19 protein-coding genes are annotated in these 22,574 nt (G+C 60.0%); 13 read left to right on the forward strand and 6 right to left on the reverse strand.

The genetic code is table 11. The annotated features are described in order from the left end of the window. The first annotated feature begins 73 nt into the window (after positions 1 to 73). The 8 genes from MRBLMR1_RS00735 (at position 74) to MRBLMR1_RS00770 (ending at position 10,647) form a co-directional block, all read left to right on the forward strand. Complete coding sequence (locus MRBLMR1_RS00735) at positions 74 to 1,027, forward strand: helix-turn-helix domain-containing protein (RefSeq protein WP_148143013.1); 954 nt, start codon at positions 74 to 76, stop codon at positions 1,025 to 1,027. Between the two features lie 174 nt (positions 1,028 to 1,201). Next, positions 1,202 to 2,710: an aldehyde dehydrogenase gene (gene adh / locus MRBLMR1_RS00740; RefSeq protein WP_148143014.1), complete on the forward strand. Its 1,509-nt coding sequence runs from the start codon at positions 1,202 to 1,204 to the stop codon at positions 2,708 to 2,710. 122 nt (positions 2,711 to 2,832) lie between these two features. Next, positions 2,833 to 3,162, forward strand: a complete 330-nt coding sequence (locus tag MRBLMR1_RS00745) for a hypothetical protein (protein WP_148143015.1) — start codon at positions 2,833 to 2,835, stop codon at positions 3,160 to 3,162. A 29-nt stretch (positions 3,163 to 3,191) separates the two neighbouring features. Continuing rightward, positions 3,192 to 3,572, forward strand: a complete 381-nt coding sequence (locus MRBLMR1_RS00750) for a DUF779 domain-containing protein (RefSeq protein WP_148143016.1) — start codon at positions 3,192 to 3,194, stop codon at positions 3,570 to 3,572. Positions 3,573 to 3,656: 84 nt separating this feature from the next. Further along, complete coding sequence (locus MRBLMR1_RS00755; protein WP_148143017.1) at positions 3,657 to 5,951, forward strand: FdhF/YdeP family oxidoreductase; 2,295 nt, start codon at positions 3,657 to 3,659, stop codon at positions 5,949 to 5,951. Continuing rightward, complete coding sequence (locus MRBLMR1_RS00760) at positions 5,948 to 6,223, forward strand: hypothetical protein (protein ID WP_148143018.1); 276 nt, start codon at positions 5,948 to 5,950, stop codon at positions 6,221 to 6,223. The genes MRBLMR1_RS00755 and MRBLMR1_RS00760 overlap by 4 nt, the downstream gene beginning before the upstream one ends. Before the next feature lie 408 nt (positions 6,224 to 6,631). Next, complete coding sequence (locus MRBLMR1_RS00765) at positions 6,632 to 9,061, forward strand: glucose/quinate/shikimate family membrane-bound PQQ-dependent dehydrogenase (protein WP_183685279.1); 2,430 nt, start codon at positions 6,632 to 6,634, stop codon at positions 9,059 to 9,061. A gap of 194 nt (positions 9,062 to 9,255) precedes the next feature. Next, positions 9,256 to 10,647 (forward strand): FAD/NAD(P)-binding protein, encoded by a 1,392-nt coding sequence (locus MRBLMR1_RS00770; RefSeq protein ID WP_183685278.1) that lies wholly within the window; start codon positions 9,256 to 9,258, stop codon positions 10,645 to 10,647. Between the two features lie 185 nt (positions 10,648 to 10,832). Here MRBLMR1_RS00770 and MRBLMR1_RS00775 read toward each other — a convergent pair whose 3' ends face one another. After that, complete coding sequence (locus MRBLMR1_RS00775) at positions 10,833 to 13,394, reverse strand: FAD-dependent oxidoreductase (RefSeq protein ID WP_148143020.1); 2,562 nt, start codon at positions 13,392 to 13,394, stop codon at positions 10,833 to 10,835. Between the two features lie 112 nt (positions 13,395 to 13,506). After that, on the reverse strand, positions 13,507 to 14,307 hold the full coding sequence (locus MRBLMR1_RS00780) for a potassium channel family protein (protein ID WP_148143021.1): 801 nt from the start codon (positions 14,305 to 14,307) through the stop codon (positions 13,507 to 13,509). Between the two features lie 179 nt (positions 14,308 to 14,486). On the opposite strand from MRBLMR1_RS00780, the gene MRBLMR1_RS00785 reads away from it, so the two are divergent. Next, positions 14,487 to 15,878 carry an ethanolamine ammonia-lyase subunit EutB gene (locus tag MRBLMR1_RS00785; protein ID WP_148143022.1) on the forward strand — a complete coding sequence of 464 codons (1,392 nt, stop codon included), beginning with the start codon at positions 14,487 to 14,489 and terminating at the stop codon, positions 15,876 to 15,878. 1 nt (position 15,879) lies between these two features. Continuing rightward, complete coding sequence (gene eutC, locus MRBLMR1_RS00790) at positions 15,880 to 16,653, forward strand: ethanolamine ammonia-lyase subunit EutC (protein ID WP_183685276.1); 774 nt, start codon at positions 15,880 to 15,882, stop codon at positions 16,651 to 16,653. 8 nt (positions 16,654 to 16,661) lie between these two features. On the opposite strand, the gene MRBLMR1_RS00795 is transcribed toward eutC, so the two are convergent. After that, positions 16,662 to 18,197 (reverse strand): ATP-binding protein, encoded by a 1,536-nt coding sequence (locus MRBLMR1_RS00795; protein WP_183685275.1) that lies wholly within the window; start codon positions 18,195 to 18,197, stop codon positions 16,662 to 16,664. A gap of 344 nt (positions 18,198 to 18,541) precedes the next feature. Between MRBLMR1_RS00795 and MRBLMR1_RS00800 the strand changes: the two genes are divergently transcribed. From MRBLMR1_RS00800 to MRBLMR1_RS00810, 3 genes are all read left to right on the forward strand, one after another. After that, positions 18,542 to 18,727, forward strand: coding sequence for a hypothetical protein (locus MRBLMR1_RS00800; RefSeq protein ID WP_148143025.1), 186 nt, complete (start codon positions 18,542 to 18,544; stop codon positions 18,725 to 18,727). 26 nt (positions 18,728 to 18,753) lie between these two features. After that, positions 18,754 to 19,272, forward strand: a complete 519-nt coding sequence (locus MRBLMR1_RS00805; RefSeq protein WP_148143026.1) for a Dps family protein — start codon at positions 18,754 to 18,756, stop codon at positions 19,270 to 19,272. 90 nt (positions 19,273 to 19,362) lie between these two features. Further along, complete coding sequence (locus MRBLMR1_RS00810) at positions 19,363 to 21,009, forward strand: cyclic nucleotide-binding domain-containing thioredoxin-disulfide reductase (protein ID WP_148143027.1); 1,647 nt, start codon at positions 19,363 to 19,365, stop codon at positions 21,007 to 21,009. A gap of 24 nt (positions 21,010 to 21,033) precedes the next feature. On the opposite strand, the gene MRBLMR1_RS00815 is transcribed toward MRBLMR1_RS00810, so the two are convergent. The 3 genes from MRBLMR1_RS00815 to MRBLMR1_RS00825 form a co-directional block, all read right to left on the reverse strand. Continuing rightward, positions 21,034 to 21,330 (reverse strand): UBP-type zinc finger domain-containing protein, encoded by a 297-nt coding sequence (locus MRBLMR1_RS00815; RefSeq protein WP_148143028.1) that lies wholly within the window; start codon positions 21,328 to 21,330, stop codon positions 21,034 to 21,036. A gap of 19 nt (positions 21,331 to 21,349) precedes the next feature. Beyond that, positions 21,350 to 21,718, reverse strand: coding sequence for a response regulator (locus tag MRBLMR1_RS00820; protein ID WP_148143029.1), 369 nt, complete (start codon positions 21,716 to 21,718; stop codon positions 21,350 to 21,352). Positions 21,719 to 21,922: 204 nt separating this feature from the next. After that, a complete protein-coding gene (locus MRBLMR1_RS00825) occupies positions 21,923 to 22,540 on the reverse strand; it encodes a response regulator transcription factor (protein ID WP_148143030.1) in 618 nt (205 codons plus the stop codon). Positions 22,541 to 22,574: the final 34 nt, after the last annotated feature.

The raw sequence follows: 22,574 nt of genomic DNA on the forward strand, positions 1-22,574 counted from the left end.
CCGCCTGCTTGACGATTGCAAAGCGCCGGCTTTTTAGCGAAACTTGATGCAAGAATTGGCCCGGGAGGAGCCCATGCATCCCGTTTCCCTGCATGCGGACGAGGTCTACGCCTCGGCCCAGTCCGCTGCCGCAAGCTCACCTGTTGTCGCTTCGTGGCGGCGCTGCATGGTTATGCACCATCTTGCGCCCGAGCAGGAACGCGCACCCGAACGCTTGACGGACAGCGAATTTCGCCAGACGCGGCAGGCCTCGGAGCGCCTGATTGTCGAGGCGCGCGAGGAAATGGACAAGCTCTTTTCGACCGTCGGCAGGTCGGGCTGCTGCCTGCTGCTGACCGACCGAAACGGTGTTGCGCTGGAACGGCGCGGCACGGCGGGGGATGACCGGGCCTTTCACGATCTTGGCCTTTGGACGGCGGCCATCTGGACCGAGGCGAGTATCGGAACCAACGGTATCGGTACGGCACTGGCGGACGAACGAGCGGTTTCGATCTTTCGCGACCAGCATTTCTTTTCGTCCAATACGGGATTGAGCTGCACTACCGCCCCTATCCGCGATCATCGCGGCGAAGTGGCGGCGGCGCTCGATATTTCCACGTGTCGGGACGACGTCAATGAAATGATGCTCTCGATTCTTTCCCAGACGGTGCGCGATGCGGCGCTCAGGATTGAGCTCAACCTGTTCCGATCCGCCTTTCCAGGCGCCCGTTTCCTGATGGTGCCGCAGGCCGCACATGCGGCGGCGGCACTTCTTGCGGTCGATCGCAACGATCTGGTCATCGGCGCGACGCGTGCGGCGCGCCTGGCTCTTGCGCTGGACGACAGCCGTATCGCCGCCGGCATTCCGGCTGCGGATGCTCTCGACGAGAACCGGGCGGGCGATCGTCAGGATCTGGTCGAAGCGGAACGGGCGGCGTTGATGCGCGCCCTGTCGCGCGCCAACGGCAATGTCTCGCAGGCGGCTATTGCGCTCGGCATGAGCCGGGCAACGCTTCACCGCAAGATGAACCGTTTCGGTCTCCATTGACGTAAATCGAATTCTGTTGCGGTGCCGCATGGTTTGCGGCGCACACTGTCGCAAGGGTGCGACAGTGTGCGCCGCCATATGGTCACACCCTGCTTTTCGTCAAGAACGGGACGACGCAGATTTCCTTCCAGCCCGGTCCCGAACCGGGAAGCCAGCTCATCATGGGAGGATGACATGCTGCACCAGAAAATCGTCGAATCGCCGTTCAAGCTGAAATACGGCAATTACATCGGCGGCGAGTGGAGGGAGCCGATCGGCGGCAAGTATTTCGACAACATCACGCCGGTCACCGGCGGCAAGTTGTGTGAAATTCCGCGTTCGGACGAGAAGGATATCAACGCCGCGCTCGATGCTGCGCATGCCGCAAAGGACAAGTGGGGCCGCACCGCGCCGGCCGAGCGCTCCAACATTCTGATGAAGATCGCCCAGCGGATGGAGGACAAGCTGGAAGTGCTGGCCCAGGCCGAAACTTGGGACAATGGCAAGCCTATCCGCGAAACCATGGCAGCCGACATTCCGCTCGCCATCGACCATTTCCGCTATTTTGCGTCCTGCATCCGCGCCCAGGAAGGATCGATCGGCCAGATCGACAACGACACCGTCGCCTATCATTTTCATGAGCCGCTCGGCGTCGTTGGCCAGATTATTCCGTGGAACTTCCCGATCCTGATGGCTGCCTGGAAGCTGGCGCCCGCGCTTGCCGCCGGCAATTGCGTTGTCATCAAGCCGGCCGAACAGACGCCCGCCTCGCTGCTTGTCTGGGCTGAAATCATCGGCGATCTTTTGCCGCCCGGCGTCTTGAACATCGTCAACGGTTTCGGTCTCGAGGCCGGCAAGCCCCTGGCATCGTCGAACCGGATCGCCAAGATTGCCTTTACCGGCGAAACGACGACAGGCCGGCTGATCATGCAATATGCGAGCCAGAACCTCATTCCCGTGACGCTGGAACTTGGCGGCAAGTCGCCGAACATCTTCTTTGCCGACGTGGCCAATGAAGACGATGACTTCTTTGACAAGGCGCTGGAAGGGTTCGCGATGTTCGCGCTCAACCAGGGCGAGGTGTGCACATGCCCGAGCCGCGCGCTGGTGCATGAGTCGATCTACGACCGGTTCATGGAGCGGGCGGTGAAGCGTGTGGAAGCGATCGTGCAGGGCAACCCGCTCGATAGCGCCACGATGATCGGTGCGCAGGCATCCAGCGAGCAGATGGAGAAGATCCTCTCCTATCTCGATATCGGCAAGCAGGAAGGTGCTGAAGTGTTGACCGGCGGCGATCGCAACGATCTCGGCGGAGAGCTGGCGAACGGCTATTACATCAAGCCGACGATCTTCAAGGGACACAACAAGATGCGTGTGTTCCAGGAGGAAATCTTCGGCCCGGTGGTTTCGGTCACCACGTTCAAGGATGATGACGAGGCGCTCTCGATCGCCAACGACACGCTTTACGGTCTTGGTGCCGGGGTATGGACGCGTGACGGCAACCGCGCCTATCGCTTCGGCCGCGAAATCCAGGCAGGCCGCGTGTGGACCAATTGCTATCACGCCTATCCGGCGCATGCGGCCTTCGGCGGCTACAAGCAGTCCGGCATCGGTCGTGAGACGCACAAGATGATGCTCGACCACTACCAGCAGACCAAGAACATGCTGGTGAGCTACAGCCCGAAGAAGCTCGGTTTCTTCTGATCCAAGCCGGAGCCGGGCAGGGGAATCCCTGTCCGGCTCTCGCGCCTATCAACCGGCCTTGAAATTCTCGCGAAAGGACTATTCGATAGGCAGTCATAATCCGGCAGCCGAGATATTCCGCGATGTCGAATGAAAATGAACCGCTGGTCGAAATGCTTTTCCGCAATGGCACGCTGACCGTTGTGGGGATCATTCTCTCGTTCTCTCTGACATTTCTCAGCCAATGGGCTCAAAACCCGATCCCATGGACCCTTATCGACCTGCCGACGATGCTTCTGCTCTCCGCCGGGATCATCACGCAGGGGAGCTCTCTCGTGATCTTTCTGCGGCACGATTCACTGCAGCGGCGGGTATATGACAAGGCAAGCAAAGTGTTTCTCTGCGGCCTGGCGATGACTGTCTCGGGTGTTTTCATGGCGATCGTGATAGACTTCGTTCAGCTCATCACCTGAGCATCAAAAGCTCTTTGGGAGGAGAGATCATGAATACTCATGTCAACGGGGAGCCGCGCGTCACCGCCACCGATGCGGCACTCGATCTCATCGCCGAGATAAGGCAGGACTACCCGGAAATCCTTTTCCACCAGTCCGGCGGCTGCTGCGACGGGTCATCGCCGATGTGTTACCCGGCTGATGATTTCATTATCGGTGACCATGACGTGAAGCTGGGCGAGATCGGCGGCGTGCCGGTCTATATCAGCGGCAGCCAGTTCGAGGCGTGGAAGCACACGCAGCTGATCATCGATGTCGTGCCGGGCAGGGGGGGAATGTTCTCGCTCGATAACGGCAGGGAAAAGCGGTTTCTCAGCCGCTCGCGCATTTTCGGTGGTGGAGAGGCCTGTACCATTCCACGGGTGCGGTAACAACCAAAGTTGATAGGTTTTGTCTATCGAGCCATACGAACAGTCAGCTTGAAGCGCTTTTGATGATCGTCAATAGCATCTGTCATGAATGGATCATTTATTGGCAAGAAGTCCGCGGCCGCCGGCGGTTGGGGTGCGTTGAAGAGCTGCGGCAAGCGGCTGCTTGAAAGTGGATCGCCGCTCGCTGGCGCCCGCACCATGTTGAAGGCAAACCAGCCGGATGGCTTCGATTGTCCGGGTTGCGCCTGGGGTGATCCCGAACATGGATCGTCATTCGAATTTTGCGAAAACGGGGTGAAGGCCGTTTCCTGGGAGGCGACGGAAAAGCGCGCGACGCCTGCTTTTTTCGCAGCCAATACTGTCTCTGAACTGCGCAAGCTGAGCGATTACGAGCTGGAGCTCAACGGTCGCCTGACCCATCCCATGCGGTATGACGCGGCGAGCGACCGATATTTGCCAGTTGCCTGGGAAGACGCCTTTGCCGAGATCGGCGGCATCCTCAAGGGCCTCGATAGTCCCGACCGGGCCGAATTCTACACGTCCGGCCGCGCCAGCAATGAGGCGGCCTATCTCTACCAGCTGTTCGTGCGCGTTTACGGCACCAACAATTTTCCCGATTGCTCGAACATGTGCCACGAGGCGAGTGGTGTCGCGCTGAAACAGGCGATCGGCGTCGGCAAGGGGACGGTTCTGCTTGAGGATTTCGAAAAGGCGGATGCGATTTTCGTCATCGGCCAGAACCCCGGCACCAATCATCCGCGCATGCTGGGCGACCTGCGCCGTGCCGCCATGCGTGGCGCCGATTTGGTCGTGTTCAATCCGATCCGCGAAAAGGGGCTGGAGCGTTTTTCCGATCCGCAGGACAAGATCGAGATGCTGCGCGGCGGCTCTACCGAGATTGCCAGCCAATATTACCAGCCGCGTCTCGGCGGCGACATGGCGGCGGTGCGCGGCATGGCCAAGGCCGTGTTTGCAGCAGAAGATGCAGCGATTGCCGCAGGTGAGCCTTCGGTCCTCGACCATGCCTTCATCGCCGAACATTGCGCCGGGTTTGCTGAATACCGCGCCGCGGTCGATGCTACCGGCTGGGCCGAGATCAAGGATCAGTCGGGGCTTTCCCGCGCCGAGATCGAGCGTGCCGCTGCCGTCTACATGAAGGCCGGTAAGGTGATCTGTACCTGGGCGATGGGCGTGACCCAGCATGCCCATTCGGTGGCGACGATCCGCGAGATTTCCAATTTCATGTTCCTGCGCGGCAATGTCGGCAGGCAAGGCGCGGGGCTATGCCCGGTGCGTGGCCATTCCAATGTGCAGGGAGACCGCACGGTCGGCATCAACGAAAAGCCGCCTGCCGCTTTCCTCGATGCGCTGGAAAGACATTTCGGCTTCTCCGCGCCGCGTGCCGACGGGCATAATGTGCTGGCCGCGATCGGCGCGATGCTGGATGGCTCGGCGCAGGCCTTTATCGGGCTCGGCGGCAATTTTGCTCGCGCAACGCCCGATAGTGCGCTGGTCGAGACGGCGATGCGGCGGATGAAGCTCACGGTCAACATCGCCACGAAGCCGAACCATTCGCATCTGATGCCCGGCGAAGTCTCCTATATCCTGCCCTGTCTGGGGCGCACCGAGATGGACCTGAATTCGCTCGGCAATTCCCAGCTCGTCACCGTCGAGGATTCGATGAGCATGGTGCATGGCTCGGCCGGTATCAATCGTCCCGCCTCGCCTCATCTTCTGTCCGAAGTCGGGATCATTGCCGGCATTGCCGAAGCCACGGTCGGCACGGATGTCGTGAGCTGGGCAGCGCTAGCGGACGATTACGATCTCATCCGCGATCATATCGAAGCGACCATTCCGGGCTTTGAGAATTTCAACGCTCGTGTCCGCAAGCCGCGCGGCTTCCATCTGCGTAATACCGCGTCCCATCGCGAATGGACCACGTCGGCGGGCAAGGCGTGCTTTTCCGCCGTCACGCTGCCGCAGGAGACGGTGCACCAGCGTGCCCGCAAGGGCGTCGGACGTTTCGCCTTGCAGACCTTCCGATCGCATGACCAGTACAATACCACCGTCTACGGTCTCGATGACCGTTATCGCGGTGTCTATGGCGAGCGCCAGGTGATCTTCATCCATCCCGAAGACCTGAAGGATATCGGCGCTGAAGCCGGTGACCGGATGGATGTCGTGACCGATTACGATGACGGGATCTCCCGCGTGGCCCAGGATTTCCGCTTCGTGCCCTATGACATCCCGCGTGGCAGTATTGCCGGTTATTATCCGGAGCTGAATGTACTCGTGCCCTTGGGTAGTGCGGGCGAGGAAAGCGACACGCCGACCTCCAAGTCGATCATGGTGTCGTTCCGCAAGCGCGAGGCGGCGTGAACGAGGATCGCGATCAATCCGAGCGGTTTCTCGCCCTTGTCGCGGAGCATCAGGCGAAGGATCTGCGGCTGACATCGCTGCAAGCGGCGCTCATCGTTGCTGCCGAACAAGGTATTGCCGTTGACAGTCGTTCTTTTGCCCGGCTTCTCGGGGTTGCCCATGCTCTGGCGCTGAGAGAGCTGAATGCGCTTGTCGAAATGGGCGGGCCGTTGCGCATCGTGAAGCGGGAAGCGCGGACACTGCGCAGCTTTTACGTCGTGGAACATCCTTAGATGATACCGGGATGGCCGGATATCTACCGGCTTTCGATCGTGACGCTCATCCTTAATCGTGCTCGAAATTCAGGTTTATCAATAGCTTGAGGACCGTTCAAAATCGTCGAACAGATTATGTACGGAATAGTACATACATTTTCTTGCCATTTTGCCGCAGGCGGCGTTATACCGCAGATGCGGGCATGCATGCCTGCCGCTGGCGCGCGGGGAGGGCGTGGCAAGCGACCTCGAAGTCCTCGAAAGGGACGCCTCCGACCAGCCGATTGCATATCGTTCGGCCTGCCGTTTGCGTTTCTTCGACAGAAGCACGGTACTGCATTTGATCCTGTTCCCCGCTCCTGACGGCACCGCTGTGGCCTTTGACTGTCGACACTGTCGAATCCACAACTGGAGCTAGAGACACAAATGGAAACCTCAAAGGGCGCCCTGTCCGCGATAGCCAAGACCTGGCTTTTCGTGCTCGGTGCCGTTCTCGCCCTCGCGGGCCTGTTTTTCGCCGTTGCCGGCGGCAAGCTCGTCATGCTCGGCGGCAGCTGGTACTTCCTGCTTGCCGGCATTGCGATCGTTATCGCCGGTGCGCTTGTCATTCTTCGCAAGCCCGCAGGTGCGCTGCTGTTCGGCCTCGTTAACATCGCCACCGTCGTCTGGGCGATTTGGGATGCGGGTCTCGATTTCTGGCCGCTGATCTCGCGCCTGCTCGCCTTCGGCGTCGGTGCAACGGTGATCGCGCTGAGCTTCCCGCTGCTGCGCAAGGCCGCCGGCAGGACGCCGGCCTATCTGCCGTCCTTCCTGGTTGCCGCTATTCTTGCTGTTGCTTCCGTCGCCGGTTTTGCCGGCATGATGGTGCCGCATCCGACCGTCGCCTTTTCCGGCACGCCTGCCCCGCTCACTCCGGTCGATCCGGCCAAGGAGCAGAAAAACTGGGAAGCCTACGGCAATACGGCCGGCGGTTCGCGCTTTGCCGCGCTCGACCAGATCACCCGCGACAACGTCAAGGACCTGACGGTTGCCTGGACCTACCACACCGGCGACACTCCGATCAGCCCCGGCGGAAACGGCGCGGAGGATCAGCTGACTCCGCTTCAGGTCGGTGATCGGGTGTTCCTGTGCACGCCACACAACAACGTCATCGCAATCGATGCCGATACCGGCAAGGAGATCTGGAAGAACGAGATCAACGCCAAGTCGTCCGTATGGATGCGTTGCCGTGGTCTTGCTTATTTCGATGCTACGCAGCCGCTCGTTCAGCCGACCGCTGACGGTTCAACGCCGGTGACGGCTGTCTCGGTTGCCGAAGGCGCGCTTTGCCAGCGCCGTATTCTGATGAACACGATCCAGGCCGAACTGATCGCGCTCGATGCCGACACCGGTGCATTTTGCCCGGATTTCGGCACCAATGGCCGTGTCGACCTGAAGGTCGGCCTCGGTGATGCGCCGGATCCGAGCTATGTGCTGACGTCAGCCCCGACGCTTGCCGGCACCACCGTCGTTGTTGGCGGTCGTATCGCCGACAACGTTCAGGTCGATATGCCGGGCGGCGTCATGCGTGGTTTCGACGTCATAACCGGCCAGATGCGCTGGGCCTTCGATCCGGGCAACCCTGAGGATCATTCGGCCCCGGCCGATGGCAAGACCTATGCGCGTTCGACCCCGAACGTCTGGGCTGCCATGTCCTACGACCCGGCATCCAACACCGTGTTCCTGCCGGTCGGCAGCCCCTCGGTCGACCTTTACGGCGTGACCCGAACCGACCTGCAGCGCAAATATGGCGCGTCCATGCTCGCTCTCGACGCCACCACGGGCGCGGAGAAATGGGTCTACCAGACGGTCTTCAACGATCTGTGGGACTTCGACGTCCCGATGCAGCCGTCGTTGATCGATTTCCCCAAGGCCGACGGCACGACCGTTCCGGCGCTCGTGTTCGGCACCAAGGCCGGCCAGCTCTGGGTGCTCGACCGCGCCACGGGTGAACCGCTCACCAAGGTGGAAGATGTCCCGGTCAAGGCGGGCAATATCCCCAAGGAAACCTACCCTGCCACTCAGAAGCTTTCCGTTGGCATGCCGCAGATCGGCGCACAGACGCTGACCGAAAGCGACATGTGGGGTGCCACCCCGTTCGACCAGCTGCTGTGCCGCATTTCCTTCAAGAGCATGCGCTATGACGGTGTCTACACGGTTCCGGGAACGGATCTGGCCCTCAACTTCCCGGGTTCGCTCGGTGGCATGAACTGGGGCGGTCTTTCGACCGATCCGGTGACGAACACGATCTTCGTTAACGACATGCGTCTCGGCCTGTGGATCCAGATGAAGGAAGCCGCTCCGACCAATGCCGTTTCCAACGGTGGTGAAGCGGTCAATACCGGCATGGGTGTCGTCCCGATGAAGGGCACGCCTTACGCGGTGGACAAGAACCGCTTCCTGTCGGCGCTGGGCATTCCCTGCCAGGAGCCGCCTTTCGGTTCGCTGACGGCGATTGACATGAATACCCAGCAGATCAAGTGGCAGGTGCCACTCGGTACCGTAGAAGATACCGGCCCGTTCGGCATCAAGATGGGCGTTCCGATCCCGATCGGCATGCCGACGATCGGCGGCTCGCTCGCCACCCAGGGCGGTCTCGTCTTCTTCGCAGCCACCCAAGACTACTATCTGCGCGCCTTCGATTCGGCGACCGGCAAGGAAGTCTGGAAGGCCCGCATGCCGGTTGGCAGCCAGGGTACGCCGATGACCTACAAGTCGCCGAAGACCGGCAAGCAATATATCGTCATTTCGGCCGGTGGTGCCCGCCAGTCGCCGGATCGCGGCGACGACGTGATCGCCTACGCTCTGCCGAACTGATCGATCCAAAATCAACCGGAATTGGAGCCGCGGCATGGAAACATGTCGCGGCTTTTTCGTCTATGCTGCCGGGCATCACCTGTGGCTGACATAAACGAAGGCTTTACAGACGTTCAATCCCGACTAGGTTGGTAGTGATATCGGACGCCGTGGGGACGGCGACCGGCTTTCCGAAATAGAGCAGGAGTTGGCCCTTGATCTATGACGTCGCTGTTGTCGGTTCCGGTTTTTCAGCCATTGCGCTGACTATCAATCTTCTGCGCCAGCTTGGGCCGGAGCGGTCGATTGCCATTATCGGCGATGATCCGGGGTTCGGCCGCGGCACTGCCTATCGCAGCGAATTCTATCTCCACCGGCTCAATGTACCGGCGGCACGGATGAGTGCGTTTCCGGATGAGCCGAACGATTTCCTCGATTGGCTGAAGGAAAAGGGACGCAAACCGGTCGGTGATTATTTTGCCGCGCGTGGAGATTACGGGCTTTATCTCAGGGACAGGCTGGCCTCGCTGTTGCGCCGCCGGGATGACCGCGTTGCCGTCGATTTCATCAAGGCCAAGGCGACAGCCTGCATGATGCCCGGTGATACGGATGTCGAATTCCATCTCGACAATGACACGGTGCTGCGGGCACGAAATGTTGCGCTCTGCCTTGGTGTCGGTAATGCAGAAATGCCGATCGCGTCTGATCTTGTTCCGGAAAAGATGCAGCGCCGTGTCGTTCAGAACCCCTGGCGGCTCGGCTGGCTCTCGTCCGTCAAACCAGATGACGATATCTGTATTCTGGGTTCCGGCCTGACGATGGTCGATCAGGTCCTGTCGCTACGCTCGCACGGACATCGTGGCAAAATCCATGTGATTTCGCGTCGGGGCCTCGTTCCGCACCCCCACAGCACGATCAAGCCGGAGCCGGTCGAACCTCGCCTGCCTGCGACAGGCCGCGAGATCAGCGACATTCTCGCCGGCTTTCGGTTGCAGGTGCGCGAGGGAGCCGACTGGCGCGGGCTGATGGATGGATTGAGGCATCGCACGCAGCAGCTCTGGCAGGAACTCAATGACGCACAGAGATCCCGTTTCATGCGGCATGCGCTTGCCTGGTGGAATATTCACCGGCACCGACTTGCCCCGCCGGTCTGGTCGCGCTTCAAGCCGTTGACCGATGCAGGCACGGTGACGGTTCATGCCGGTTTCATTCGCGAGATCAGGGAAGCCGATGGCCGGATCGGCATCCGTTTCCGCAGGCGGGGCACATCGGAGATGCAGGAGATCGCGGTCGACTGGATCGTCAACTGTACCGGCATGGAGCGCGCCGGCATCGCCCATTCGCCGCTGTTGCAGCAGATGTGCGAAGCATCCGTGATCGGCATGGACCGGCTGGGGCTCGGCGTCAGCGTCGATGCCCGCTCGCGTATCTGTTGCCCGGATGGGACCGTGCGGCAGAGGCTCTATGCCGTCGGTGCACTGACTGCCGGCCAGTTCTGGGAAATCACTGCCGTTCCGGATATCCGCAATCAGGCGAAAAAGGTGGCGGAAGAGATTGCGGGGGAATTGGCGGGTGATGCCGAGATGGAGCGTCGACAGAGCGCTTGAGGTTGTTTGATGAGCGGGCACCGCTCTCTTCCCTCATCTCTGTGACAATCCTCGGGTTAAACCCGAGGATTGTCACAGAGATCCAGCCAGCCCAAGTCCTTGGGCTGAAAAGACTCTTCTCGACGCGCAGACGCGCGTCGGCTGGATTCCTGTCACAAGTACAGGAATGAGGGAACTGGGGCCGTTTACGTCCGCGGCTTCAAATTGTCCGGATCATAAAGCGGCTTGTAACCCACCGCTGCCACCTCGACCGGGAAATCCTCGTTGAAATAGTTCACCGTCAGCTTGCGGCCGACCTGGCAGTAGTCCCAGGGCAGATAGGCGAGCGCGATGTTCCTGCCGATCGTCGGGCCGTAGGCGACCGAGGTCGTATAGGAGATGCGGCCCAACTCGTCGACCAGCGTCTTGCCGATCTCCGGGTCGATCACCGGCATGGAACCGACCGGGTAGCGCTTCACGCCGCTCGCGTCGGTGTTGTCGGTCATCACCAGCGTGCAGAGCATGGCTGGCTGATGCTGCCTAGCCTTGTATTCCAGATGTTTCGTCTTGCCGCGGAAATCGGCTTCCTTGACCTTGGGACGGGCCAGATCGGCCTCGATCAGATTGTACTGGGTCAGAAGATCGCCGTTCTGCAGGCGCAGCGATTTTTCCATGCGGCGGGAATTGGCATAGGTCTCGACGCCGAAGGCCATGACGCCGGTTGCGCGCAGGGCGTCCCAGACGGCGAGGCCGTCCTCGTATTTCATATGCAGTTCCCAACCCTGTTCGCCGACATAGGAAATGCGGAAGGCGGTTACTGGCTTGCCGGCGATCTCGATCGGCTTGATGGCGGCGAAGGCGAAGTTTTCGATCGCGAGACCGACCGGGTCGGCGACCACCTTTTTCAACGTGTCGCGGGCGTTCGGACCCCAGATGCCGATGGTGATGAATTTTTCGGAGACGTCGGTGATCGTCACGTCCAGGCCGCGGTCTTCGGCGATGCGCTTCATGTAGTGAAAATCGCGCGGGCCAGCATCGGCGCCGTTGACGAGGCGGCAGCGGTCTTCCATTCGGAAAACGGTGAAGTCGGCGCGCACCATGCCCTCGTCATCGAGGAAGTGGGTATAGACGCCCTTGCCGATATTGGCATCCCCGCCGATCTTTGCGGCGCAGAGCCATTCCAGCAGCTCGACATGGTCCGGGCCTTCGATGTCGACCATATGGAAATGGGAAAGATTGACGATGCCGCAATCCTCGCTCATCGCCAGATGTTCAGCGTTCGACACGCGCCAGAAATGGCGGTTGTCCCATTCGTTCTCGCGTACCGGCACCCGGTTGCCGTATTTCTCCAGAAGATGCTCGTTGGCGGCATAGCCGTGGGCGCGTTCCCATCCGCCGAGTTCCATGAAGTAACCGCCGAGTTCCTTCTCGCGCTCATGGAAAGGCGACTTCTTGGCACTTCTGCCGGTCGCGTAGGGTTCGCGTGGGTGGACGGCGGGGAAATAGATCTTTTGCGCGGCCTCGCGGGTGCGGCCCTCGATGAACTCTTCGGTCAGTTGATGCGGGTAGAAGCGGGAATAGTCGATCGAGTTGTGGTCGACTTCCGTACGACCATCGGTCAGCCAGTCGGCGATCAGCTTGCCGTAGCCGGGGCCGTCCTTGACCCAGATGGCGACGCAATACCAGAGGCCGCGCACCTTCTGGCTTTCGCCGCAGGAGGGGCCGCCGGCGGCGGAAACCTGAAGCAAGCCGTTGAAGGAATGGCCTTCGTTGTAACCGAGTTCGCCGAGGATCGGCGTCAGTTCCATCGCGCGCTCTAGCGGCGTCAGGATCTGTTCCATGTCGAGATCGCGCTGCGAGGGCGACAGGCGGGCCTCATGCTTTTCGAGAATGTCGCGCGGGTGGCAGAGGCGCGGATTGTCAGTCTCGTAATACCCCCATTCGATCTGGCCGCCCTCGGTCGTGTTCGGATCGCCTGTGTCGCGCATATAGGCGGAATTGCCCTGGTCGCGCAGCAGCGGATAACCGATCTCCTTACCTGTGCCGGCAAACTCGTTGAACGGGCCGAAGAAAGTCAGCGGATGGTCGACCGGCATCACCGGCAGGTCTTCGCCGACCATTTCGGCGATCAGCCGGCCCCATATGCCGGCGCAAACGATGACGTGGTCGGCGATGATCGTGCCGCGATGGGTGACGACGCCCTTGATGCGGCCATTCTCGACGATCAGCGAGGTTGCCGGCGTATTGCCGAAAACTTTCAGCTTGCCGGCCTTTTCGGCGGCATCGACCAGCTTGCCGGCAACGGTTTGGCTGCGCGGGATGACGAGGCCGGCATCGGGATCGAACATGCCGCCCTGGACCTGATCCTCCTCGATCAGCGGAAACTTTTCCTTGATCTCGGCCGGCGAGACGTAATGGGCGCGGGTGCCGAAAGCCTTTGCAGAGGTCAGCTTGCGCTTGATCTCCTCCATCCAGAGGTCATCGCCGGTGCGGGCCACTTCAAGGCCGCCGATACGGGCGTAGTGGCCCATCTTTTCGTAGAAATCGATCGAATACTGAGTGGTCCAGACCGAGAGATAATCGTGGCTGGTCGTGTAGCAGAAATCCGAGGCATGGGCGGTCGAGCCGATATCGGTGGGGATGCCGGACTTGTCGATGCCGACGATGTCGTCCCAGCCGCGTTCCACCAGATGGTGGGCGATCGAGGCGCCGACGATGCCGCCCAGACCGATGATGACCACTTTTGCCTTTGATGGAAATTCTGCCATTGCCGTCTCCTGACTCTGCGGGGGAGATTAACGACAGTTTGCGGCCCGGCCCAGTCGATATACGACACGGAAGGATGATCATCACGCCATCGGATCAAACCGCGTCATTCCATCAATCGCCATCGTCAGGAATGTTCAGGAGGTGACCACAGGCCTTGCAATGTACGGCGTCGGTATCATGTCGCTGCAGCCCGCATTCGGGGCAGGGGAAGCGCACCTTGGGCGGCCGGATGATCGCCTGCGCCAGCCGCACGAACAGCGAAATGCCGATGATCATGGTGAAGACGGAGGTCAGCTTGCCGAGCGTGCCGGGAAGCGTGATGTCGCCGAAGCCGGTGGTGGTGATAGTGGCGACGGTGAAATAGAGCGCGTCGACGAAACCCTCTCCGCTGGGGCGGTCGTAGAAGAAGGTCGTGTAGACGAAGCCCGTCACCACAAAGAGGAAGACGACGAAGTTCAGGCAGGCGCGCGTCACGTCTTCCAGATGCTGGCAACCGAACCGGCGCATGACTTCCTTTAAGAGCGGGCTTCTGCCGATCGCCCAGATGCGCATGACGCGCAGGAAGGCGAAGTTGAAGAGCGTATCGGGAAACAGCAGGGTCGCCAGAATGAAGAGGTCGACCCAGGTCATCGGCATTTTCAGGAAGCGGCCAAAGGATGGGGCGGCAAGCGAACGGGCCGCCAGCTCGAAAGCGACCCAGACGGCGATCATGTAGTCGATAATCAGATATGACGGCCCGTCACGCAGGTATGGTCCAAGTAGAAAGAATGCGAGAATACAGATATCGATGAAGGCAAGCAAAGCCTGCCAGCGCAAGGCCCAGGTATCGCGGCCCCTGGCTATGCGGCGGATGGTTTCCCGCAGCGAATTGATATCGAAACGGGACGTGGCGGTCGTGTCTTGAGAATCCATGCGGCGTAGATATTGGACCGCGCCTAGAGGTCAAGCAGGCCTTCGTTGCAACAGCTCAAGTTTGACCTTGAAATGCGAAGTGTTTGTCGTGCTTAATCGGGCCGGAGGGTAGCGCGTTGGAGGAAGCAATATTTTCCAAGGGAGGCCGACTGCACGCTTTTTCAATGGGTTGATCATTCATGGCCTACAAGACGACGATCGAGCAGACTGTCTTCCGCTTCGATGACCTGAAGACGCTGCTGGCGAAGGCGACGCCGGAACGTTCCGGTGACCAGCTGGCCGGCATAGCAGCCGAAGGCCCGGTCGAGCGGCTGGCGGCGCAGATGGCGCTTGCCGATCTGCCGCTCAAGTCGTTTCTCGGCGAGGAACTGATTTCTTCCGACGATGACGAGGTTTCCCGGCTGATTGCCGAGCGGCATGATCCGGCGGCATTTTCCGCGGTCTCCTCGCTTACCGTCGGCGAGTTCCGCGAATGGCTGCTGAAGCCCGAGACGACTCATGACCGGCTCGAGGCTGTCACCTGGGGGCTGACGCCGGAAATGGTCGCTGCCGTATCGAAGATCATGCGGCTGCAGGACATGATCGCGGTTTCCGCAAAACGCCGTGTCGTCACCCGCTTCCGCAACACGATTGGTCTGGCGGGAAGGCTTTCCACCCGCAACCAACCGAACCATCCGACCGACGACAGCCGCGGCATCATCGCATCCGCCATCGACGGGCTGCTGATGGGATCGGGCGATGCCGTGATCGGCGTCAATCCGGCGACCGATGCGACAGATGACTATATCCGCATCGTCTCGCTTCTCGACGAGTTGCGCGAGAAACTGGCGATCCCGACCCAGACCTGCTGTCTCGGCCATGTGACGACCGCGATCCATGCGATCGAACGAGGAGCGCCCGTCGATCTGGTCTTCCAGTCGGTGGCGGGATCGGAAAAGGCCAATCGCGGTTTCGGCGTCGATCTGGCGCTCTTGAAGGAAGCGCATGAGGCCGGACGTTCGCTGAACCGCGGCATGCCGGGCGCAAACGTGATGTATTTCGAGACGGGGCAGGGTGCCGCCCTTTCCGCCGATGCGCATTTCGGTGTCGACCAGCAGACGATGGAAGTGCGTGCCTATGCGGTCGCCCGCGAGTTCGATCCGCTGCTCGTCAACACGGTCGTCGGCTTCATCGGGCCGGAATATCTGTTCAACGGCAAGCAGATCATCCGCGCAGGTATCGAAGATCATTTCTGCGGCAAGCTGCTCGGCCTGCCGATGGGCGTCGACGTCTGCTACACCAACCATGCCGATGCCGATCAGGAAGACATGGATACGCTGCTGACGCTGCTCTGCGCCGCCAATGTCAATTTCGTCATCACCGTTCCCGGTGCCGACGATATCATGCTGAACTACCAGTCGCTGTCGCATCACGATGCCGTCTATTGCCGCGAGACGTTGAAACGGCCGCCGGCGCCAGAGTTTGAACAGTGGCTTTCCGAGATCGGGCTGACGGATCGCGATGGTGCCTTGATCGGCGAGCCGGCAGCACTTTCCAACTATGTCCGCAGCAGCGCATTGATCGGAGCCTGACATGGCCAAGGTGATCGAACCCTCCGCTGCCGAAAAGACGCTGGATCTCAGGGAGATGACCGATGCGCGCGTTTCGCTCGGCCGCCATGGTGCGGGTCTTCCGACGCAGGCGCAGCTTTCCTTTCTGCTCGATCATGCGCGAGCACGCGAAGCGGTCTGGACGAGTGTCGACCGGGCCTCGCTCACCGACCGGCTGAACCGCATCGGCTTGTCTGTGATCGGGGTCGACAGCATGGCTCCTGATCGCAGCATCTATGTTCGGCGACCGGATCTTGGCCGGTTGCTCGCGCCGGAATCGACTGAGCGACTGAAACAGGCGGGGACGGGCAAGGGCTACCACGTGGCGATTGTCGTTGCGGACGGCCTGTCGTCCAGCGCGGTCGATCTCAATGCCGTGCCGCTGATCGAGGCGCTCTCTCCGAAACTCACCACGCTCAACCTTTCGGCCGCGCCGATCGTGATGGCCAATCAGTCAAGGGTGGCGCTCGGCGATCCCGCAGGTGAAGCGCTTGGCGCAAAACTGACGATTGTGCTTGTCGGGGAACGTCCGGGCCTTTCCGCCGCAGACAGTCTCGGAGCCTACATTACCTATGGTCCGAAGTCGGGGAACCCGGATTCCGGCCGCAATTGCGTTTCCAATATCCGCGATGGCGGTCTGCCGATCCGTGAAGCCGCCGAGGTCATTGCCGCGCTGGTCAAGGATATGATGAAGACCCGCGTCAGCGGCGTGGCGTTGAAAGCGGCCGTGGCAAAGCTGCCGCCTTCGAACGTCTAGCATTTTTGTCAGGCGGTCAGCGTCACCGCTTCTTCCTCGTCCACCGCGAGCGGCAGCCTGACCTCGACGACCGCGCCTTGTCCGTCCATCCGGTCGCGGATCGAGATCGTGCCGCTATGCGCCATCATGATCGAGCGGCACATGGCAAGACCGAGGCCCATGCCATTCGGCTTGGTCGTGTTGAACGGCTTGAATAGGGTTTCCGGCGCCATCGAACCCAGCCCAGCACCGCTGTCGGTAAAGCGGATTGCGATACCTTCGTCGGTGAGGCTGCTCTGGATCGTGAGTGCGCGCGTGTACGCCGTCTCCATCGCATGCATGGCGTTGGATATGATGTTGAGGAAAACCTGCTGCAGCAGAACCCGGTCGCCACGAACCGTCCCCCCTTGGGCCATCAGCGACAGGCTCACCTGAACGCCGTCGACCGCAAGTTCTTTCTGCTTCAGCTGCACCGCATCGGCGATTGCGGCATCGACCGTGACTTCCGCATTTTCCGATTTCGACTTGCCGAGCAGCATCCGCACGCGCTTGACGACCTGCGCTGCATGTTCAGTCGCTGCAACGGCGTCCTGCAGGGCTAGCTTCGCCTCATCGATATCCGGCGGCTGCCGGTTCAGCCAGCGCGTTCCCGCCTGCACGAAAGTCATGATAGCCGAAAGCGGCTGGTTGACTTCATGGGCAATCGAGGCCGAGATTTCGCCGATCATCGCGGCGCGAGACGCCTGTTCCAGTTCCTGCCGCGACGTTTCCAGCGCTTCCTGGAACTGGTGCCGCTCGGTCATGTCGACGATGCTGGCCTGTATGCGGTCGAGACCGGAACCGTCCTTCGGAAAGCTGAGGGCGACGAGGATAGGGATCAGTCTGCCATCCTGGCTGCGCACGGTGGTTTCCGACTGAAATTCGGTCTGGCCTTCGAAAATCCCTGCGAGGAAATGGGCGAAACCGCCATCGTTGTCAGGAAGAAAATCGTCGAGCGTGCGGAAGAACTCATCCTTGGAGGGAACGCCCATCAGCTTCAGCGCGGTCTGGTTGACGTCGGTGATCCGAACGGCCTTGCGCATTCTGACGACAAAATCGTGATTGTCTGCGAGATACGGTCGTATATCGACGATGCCACGTTGGCGCAGCTTGTCGAGTTCGGCCTTCACGAAGCGGAAATCGTTCTCCCAGATTGCAATGGCAAGCGTCTCGAAAATCGTCCGGTAGCGGTGCTCGCTCTCCTTAAGGGCTGCCTCGTCTCCAACGCGGCGTAGAAGGAGAAGCGTCGTCACGATGTTCGCGGCGAGGCTGAAGAGAAGCCGCAATGTCGCCTGGGATTCCAGATTATGTGCATGTGAAGTTGCGAAGCTGATGAGGGTGAGAATTGCGCAGATTGCGGAAGTCCTGCGAATAGCTTTTTTGCTGCCAAGGTCACCCGCCAGCACGATCACCAGCACGTAGAGCACGGCAACCGCGCTTGCCAGCGTCGTGAACGTGTCTATGGCGAAGATGGCGAGCCCGGAAGCAATACCGAAAGCTACGCGATATCTGTTGCTGGCTGCCATACCCGGCCGGTTTCCGGATAGCCGCATCCAATTCGTCATGTCGCCCTGCAAGACCAGTCCCCTCGATCGACAATTCGTGCCTGATCGCTGTTGCCCCATTCTTGCGACAGACTATCGGAGAATTGCGTGATATGCTTCTCTGAAATAATCCTGAATTGTCCAAAATTACGCAACCGGCTCGTTTGGGTTGCTGTCGAAATGCAGGCTGCACTGCTCGCGCAGATGGATTTGTCCAAGTCGTGCGCAGGGCAGGGCGATATTGTCTCATCCGTGGAACACAAACATCGTAACCTCATTTGTCAGAGTGGCGGCGTGGGTGTTCGCAGCAAAATTGGAGGCATGACATGACGAACAAGCGTCAAGACGCGGAAGACGTTCTGCGTGACGGTCTCGAAAGCCTGCCCGAACCGCTCGATCTCGTCGTTGCGAGAGCGCCCGCGGCCCATGTCGAGACCGATGAGGATGTCGACGAGGCGTTGCGCGAGACGTTTCCCGCAAGCGATCCGCCGGCGTCGTTCAGAACCGCGTAATTCAAGTCTCAATGAAGGATATGATCATGGAACAGACCGCCAAATCTCGCCGCTCGGCAGATCTCAAGACCCCGACAGGTCTTGGCGCTGAGGCAACCAAGGACATTTCCGGCGGCGCCAATGCGCTGCTCGCCGATGTCTTTGCGCTTTATCTCAAGACCAAGAATTTCCACTGGCATATGTCCGGTGTGCATTTCCGCGATTTCCATCTGATGCTGGACGATCACGGCGACGAGCTGCTGGCGATGACCGATCCGCTGGCCGAACGCGTCCGCAAGATCGGCGGCAACACGCTGCGCTCGATCGGGGACATTTCCCGCAAGCAGCGCATCGAGGATAACGACGCCGACTTCGTTCATCCGCATGAAATGCTGGCGGAATTGCGTGAAGACAATGCGGCTCTCATCGCCAGCATGCGTGAACTGCACGATGTTTGTGACGAACATAACGATGTCGGCACAGCCAGCCTGCTCGAAAACTGGATCGACGAGTCTGAAAAGCGCGCCTGGTTCCTGTTCGAGATCCTGCGCGACACCAACAAGTAATATGTGCTTCGCCGGCATCCGTATTGCGGATGCCGGCTTTTCGTTGATAAAATCCGCGATTATTGGTTGATGTCGTGACGGGAGCTTTGCATGCTTGATCTTCCTGTCGATCCCACCGATCCGTGGATACGCCCGGCGCAGACCTTTCCCGCACTGACAGACGAGATGATCGAACGCATCCGCCCATACGGGACGGAGGAGCAGATCGAGGAGGACACTTTTGTCTTCCGTCGAGGCGATCATTCGATCGATTTCCTTCTGGTTCTGGACGGCGAGCTGCAGATGTTCGCCGACGATCCCATCCAGGGCCGGCATTATCTCTACAGCTACAAGCGGGGTCAGTTCAGTGGTGAGCAGAACATGTTCACTCACCGCAGCATTCTGCTGTCCGGCCTCTGCCTTGCTGGCTCGCGGGTGATCCGTGTCTGCCATGAAAAATTCCGTGCGTTGATCACGGGAGAGCCGGATATCGGCGAGACGATCATCCGATCCTACATCCTTCGCCGCGCCGGCTTCGTGCGCCACGCGACCGGTGGCGGCATTCTCATCGGCCATAGGGAAAGCGGCGATCTGTTGGGCATCCAGCGGTTTCTCATCCGCAATCTCTATCCCGTCACGATCATGGGCGTGAACGATACGGATGCGCCTGCTGTGATGCAGAGGTTCGGGATCGGTGCGGATGATCTTCCGGCCCTGATTACGCCGGATCATGGCGTTCTCAAACAACCGACGAATGAGATACTGGCCGACGAACTGGGGCTTTTCGAACCGCCGGAAGACGATGCGCTTTATGACGTCGTGGTGCTTGGTGCGGGACCGGCCGGGCTTGCATCGGCGGTCTATGCCGCCTCGGAAGGGCTGAAGACACTGGTCATCGAAACCATGGCGCCGGGCGGCCAGGCCGGCACGTCGTCGAAGATCGAGAATTATCTCGGGTTCCCGACCGGTATTTCCGGGCTGGCGCTTGCGGGGCGCGCCCATATCCAGGCACAGAAATTTGGCGCACGGCTTTGCGTGTCACGAAGTGCCGCATCACTCGATTGCTCAAACTCGCCTTATGCGGTGGGCCTGAGCGATGGCCGTTCGGTCAGCACGAAGACTGTCGTGGTTGCGACCGGCGCGCGTTATCGCAAGCTCGATATTCCCGATTATGCAAGGTTTGAAGGTCGCGGCATCCAGTATGCGGCAACCGCGATGGAAGGCCAGATCTGTTCGGGTCAGGAAGTCGTCATTGTCGGTGGCGGCAATTCGGCAGGGCAGGCAGCGGTGTTTCTTTCCCGGACCGCGCGTCACGTGCATATGCTGGTGCGCAGCAAGATTTCCGCGACCATGTCCGACTATCTTGTCCAGCGTATCAAGAGCTCGCCGCATATCACCCTTTGCGAGGGATGCGAGATTACCGAGCTTGGCGGAGAACACGGGCTGGAAACCGTGACCTGGATCGATCGCACGAGCGGGGAGACGTTGCGCTGCAATGCCTCCAACCTGTTCGTTATGATCGGTGCGGACCCCAATACCGACTGGCTCGACGGATGCCTGGAACTCGACCGGCAAGGCTTCGTCTGTACCGGCCTTTCCTCCGACGATATGACACGGCATCCCTATGCCGCCAGCAAGCCGGGCATCTTTGCCGTAGGCGACGTGCGGGCCGGATCCGTCAAGCGGGTGGCATCAGCCGTGGGTGAGGGATCGGTTGTCGTCGCCGCGATCCATCAGTACCTCGCAGCGGCTCATTGAACCGCTGCCATTTCTCTTGAACTTTTACACGTAACGAGGGATCGGGCCGACCTGCGGTGTCTGGTCGGGCAAGTCGACGATCTCTTCGTCGATATAGCACCATCCCCAGCCTTCCGGCGGATCGTAGCCTTCGATGATCGGGTGGCGCGTGTGCTTGAAATGGGCTGTCGCATGCTTGCCTTCCGATTGGTCACAGCAGCCCACATGACCGCATTCGCGGCATAGCCTCAGATGAACCCAGGTCATGCCAAGCTCCAGACATTCCTCGCAACCGCGGGTCTTCGGCGTCACTTTTCTGATGAAATTATGATGCGTGCACATGCGCTGCTTCCTTGAGTGTTCAGGTTGCCGGCTGCGTTGCCTTTTCGATGCAGTCGATGAGAATATCGACCTTGAAAGGTTTTGGCAGGACGCAAGTGTCCTTGCCCAGACTAAGCCGCCCGACCTCTTCGGCAAAGGCGGTGACGAAAATGAACGGAACCTCGCTTCCGCGCGCTGAAAGCGTCTGGAAGAGGTCGATGCCGCTCATGCCATCCATATGCACATCGGAGACGATGCACGAACAGTCGCCTGCTGCAGTGGTGGCGAGGAACGCTTCTGCGGATTCAAAGCTGCGCGCTTCGTAACCGAGTGATCGCAAAAGGCCGCTCATCCCGCGACGGATGTTCTCTTCGTCGTCGATGATGGCAATGATGACAGGCGCTTTCAACGGGTATGAACCAATCTCCGGGAAACCCGGTCTTTCTCTTTCCCTGTAATATGCGCCTCTGAGCCAAGGGTTTAAATTATACGGGGGTTTATTCGGCTCATTCCAAAGCGTGTCGCTATCTTTCGGGTATGTTCCAAACGCTTTGATGTTTGCTTCATCGCATTTCTTTGACGCAAAATCGCTTCGCACTTTTGCGCGAAATGCTTAACGGTGCGACAGGCCGAGCAACTCTGCCATCTTCACAAGATCAGCGAAGGTTTTCGCGCTCATCTTGCGACTTACTTTGCCGCGATGGATCTTCACGGTGATCTCGCTTAGGCCCAGTTCGCCGGCGATCTGCTTATTCATCAGGCCGGCCGTTGCCATGGCCATGATCTGCTGTTCGCGCGGAGAAAGCTGGGTATAGCGGGATTTCAGGTCAGCCTCGGTTTTGCTGGAGCCCAGGAATTCCTGATGCTTCAGCACAGCCGAGGCGACGGAATCGAGAATGTCCTGATCTCGGAACGGCTTGGAAAGAAAGTCTGCGGCTCCAGCCTTCATGGCGCGCACCGTCATCGGGATATCGCCATGTGCGGTAACGAATATGATCGGAACGACGATGCCGCGATCGGTGAGTTTCTGCTGGAAATCCAGTCCGCTGGTGAAGGGAAGCCGGATATCGAGGATCAGGCAGCTGGCCTCGGGAAGGCAATCGTCCTCGTAGAGGTCGAGCGCGGTCGCAAATGTCCGCACGCGGTAACCGACGGAGCGAAGCAGAGTGTCGAGTGCCTGCCGGATCAGCGGCTCGTCATCGACAACCAGAATGATTGGGCTTTCCGTCATATCCTCAATTCATTGAAATTGCCGTGTTTCAAGC

This window comes from Neorhizobium sp. LMR1-1-1.1 (assembly GCF_040675795.1).
Classification (GTDB): Bacteria; Pseudomonadota; Alphaproteobacteria; order Rhizobiales; family Rhizobiaceae; genus Neorhizobium; species Neorhizobium cellulosilyticum.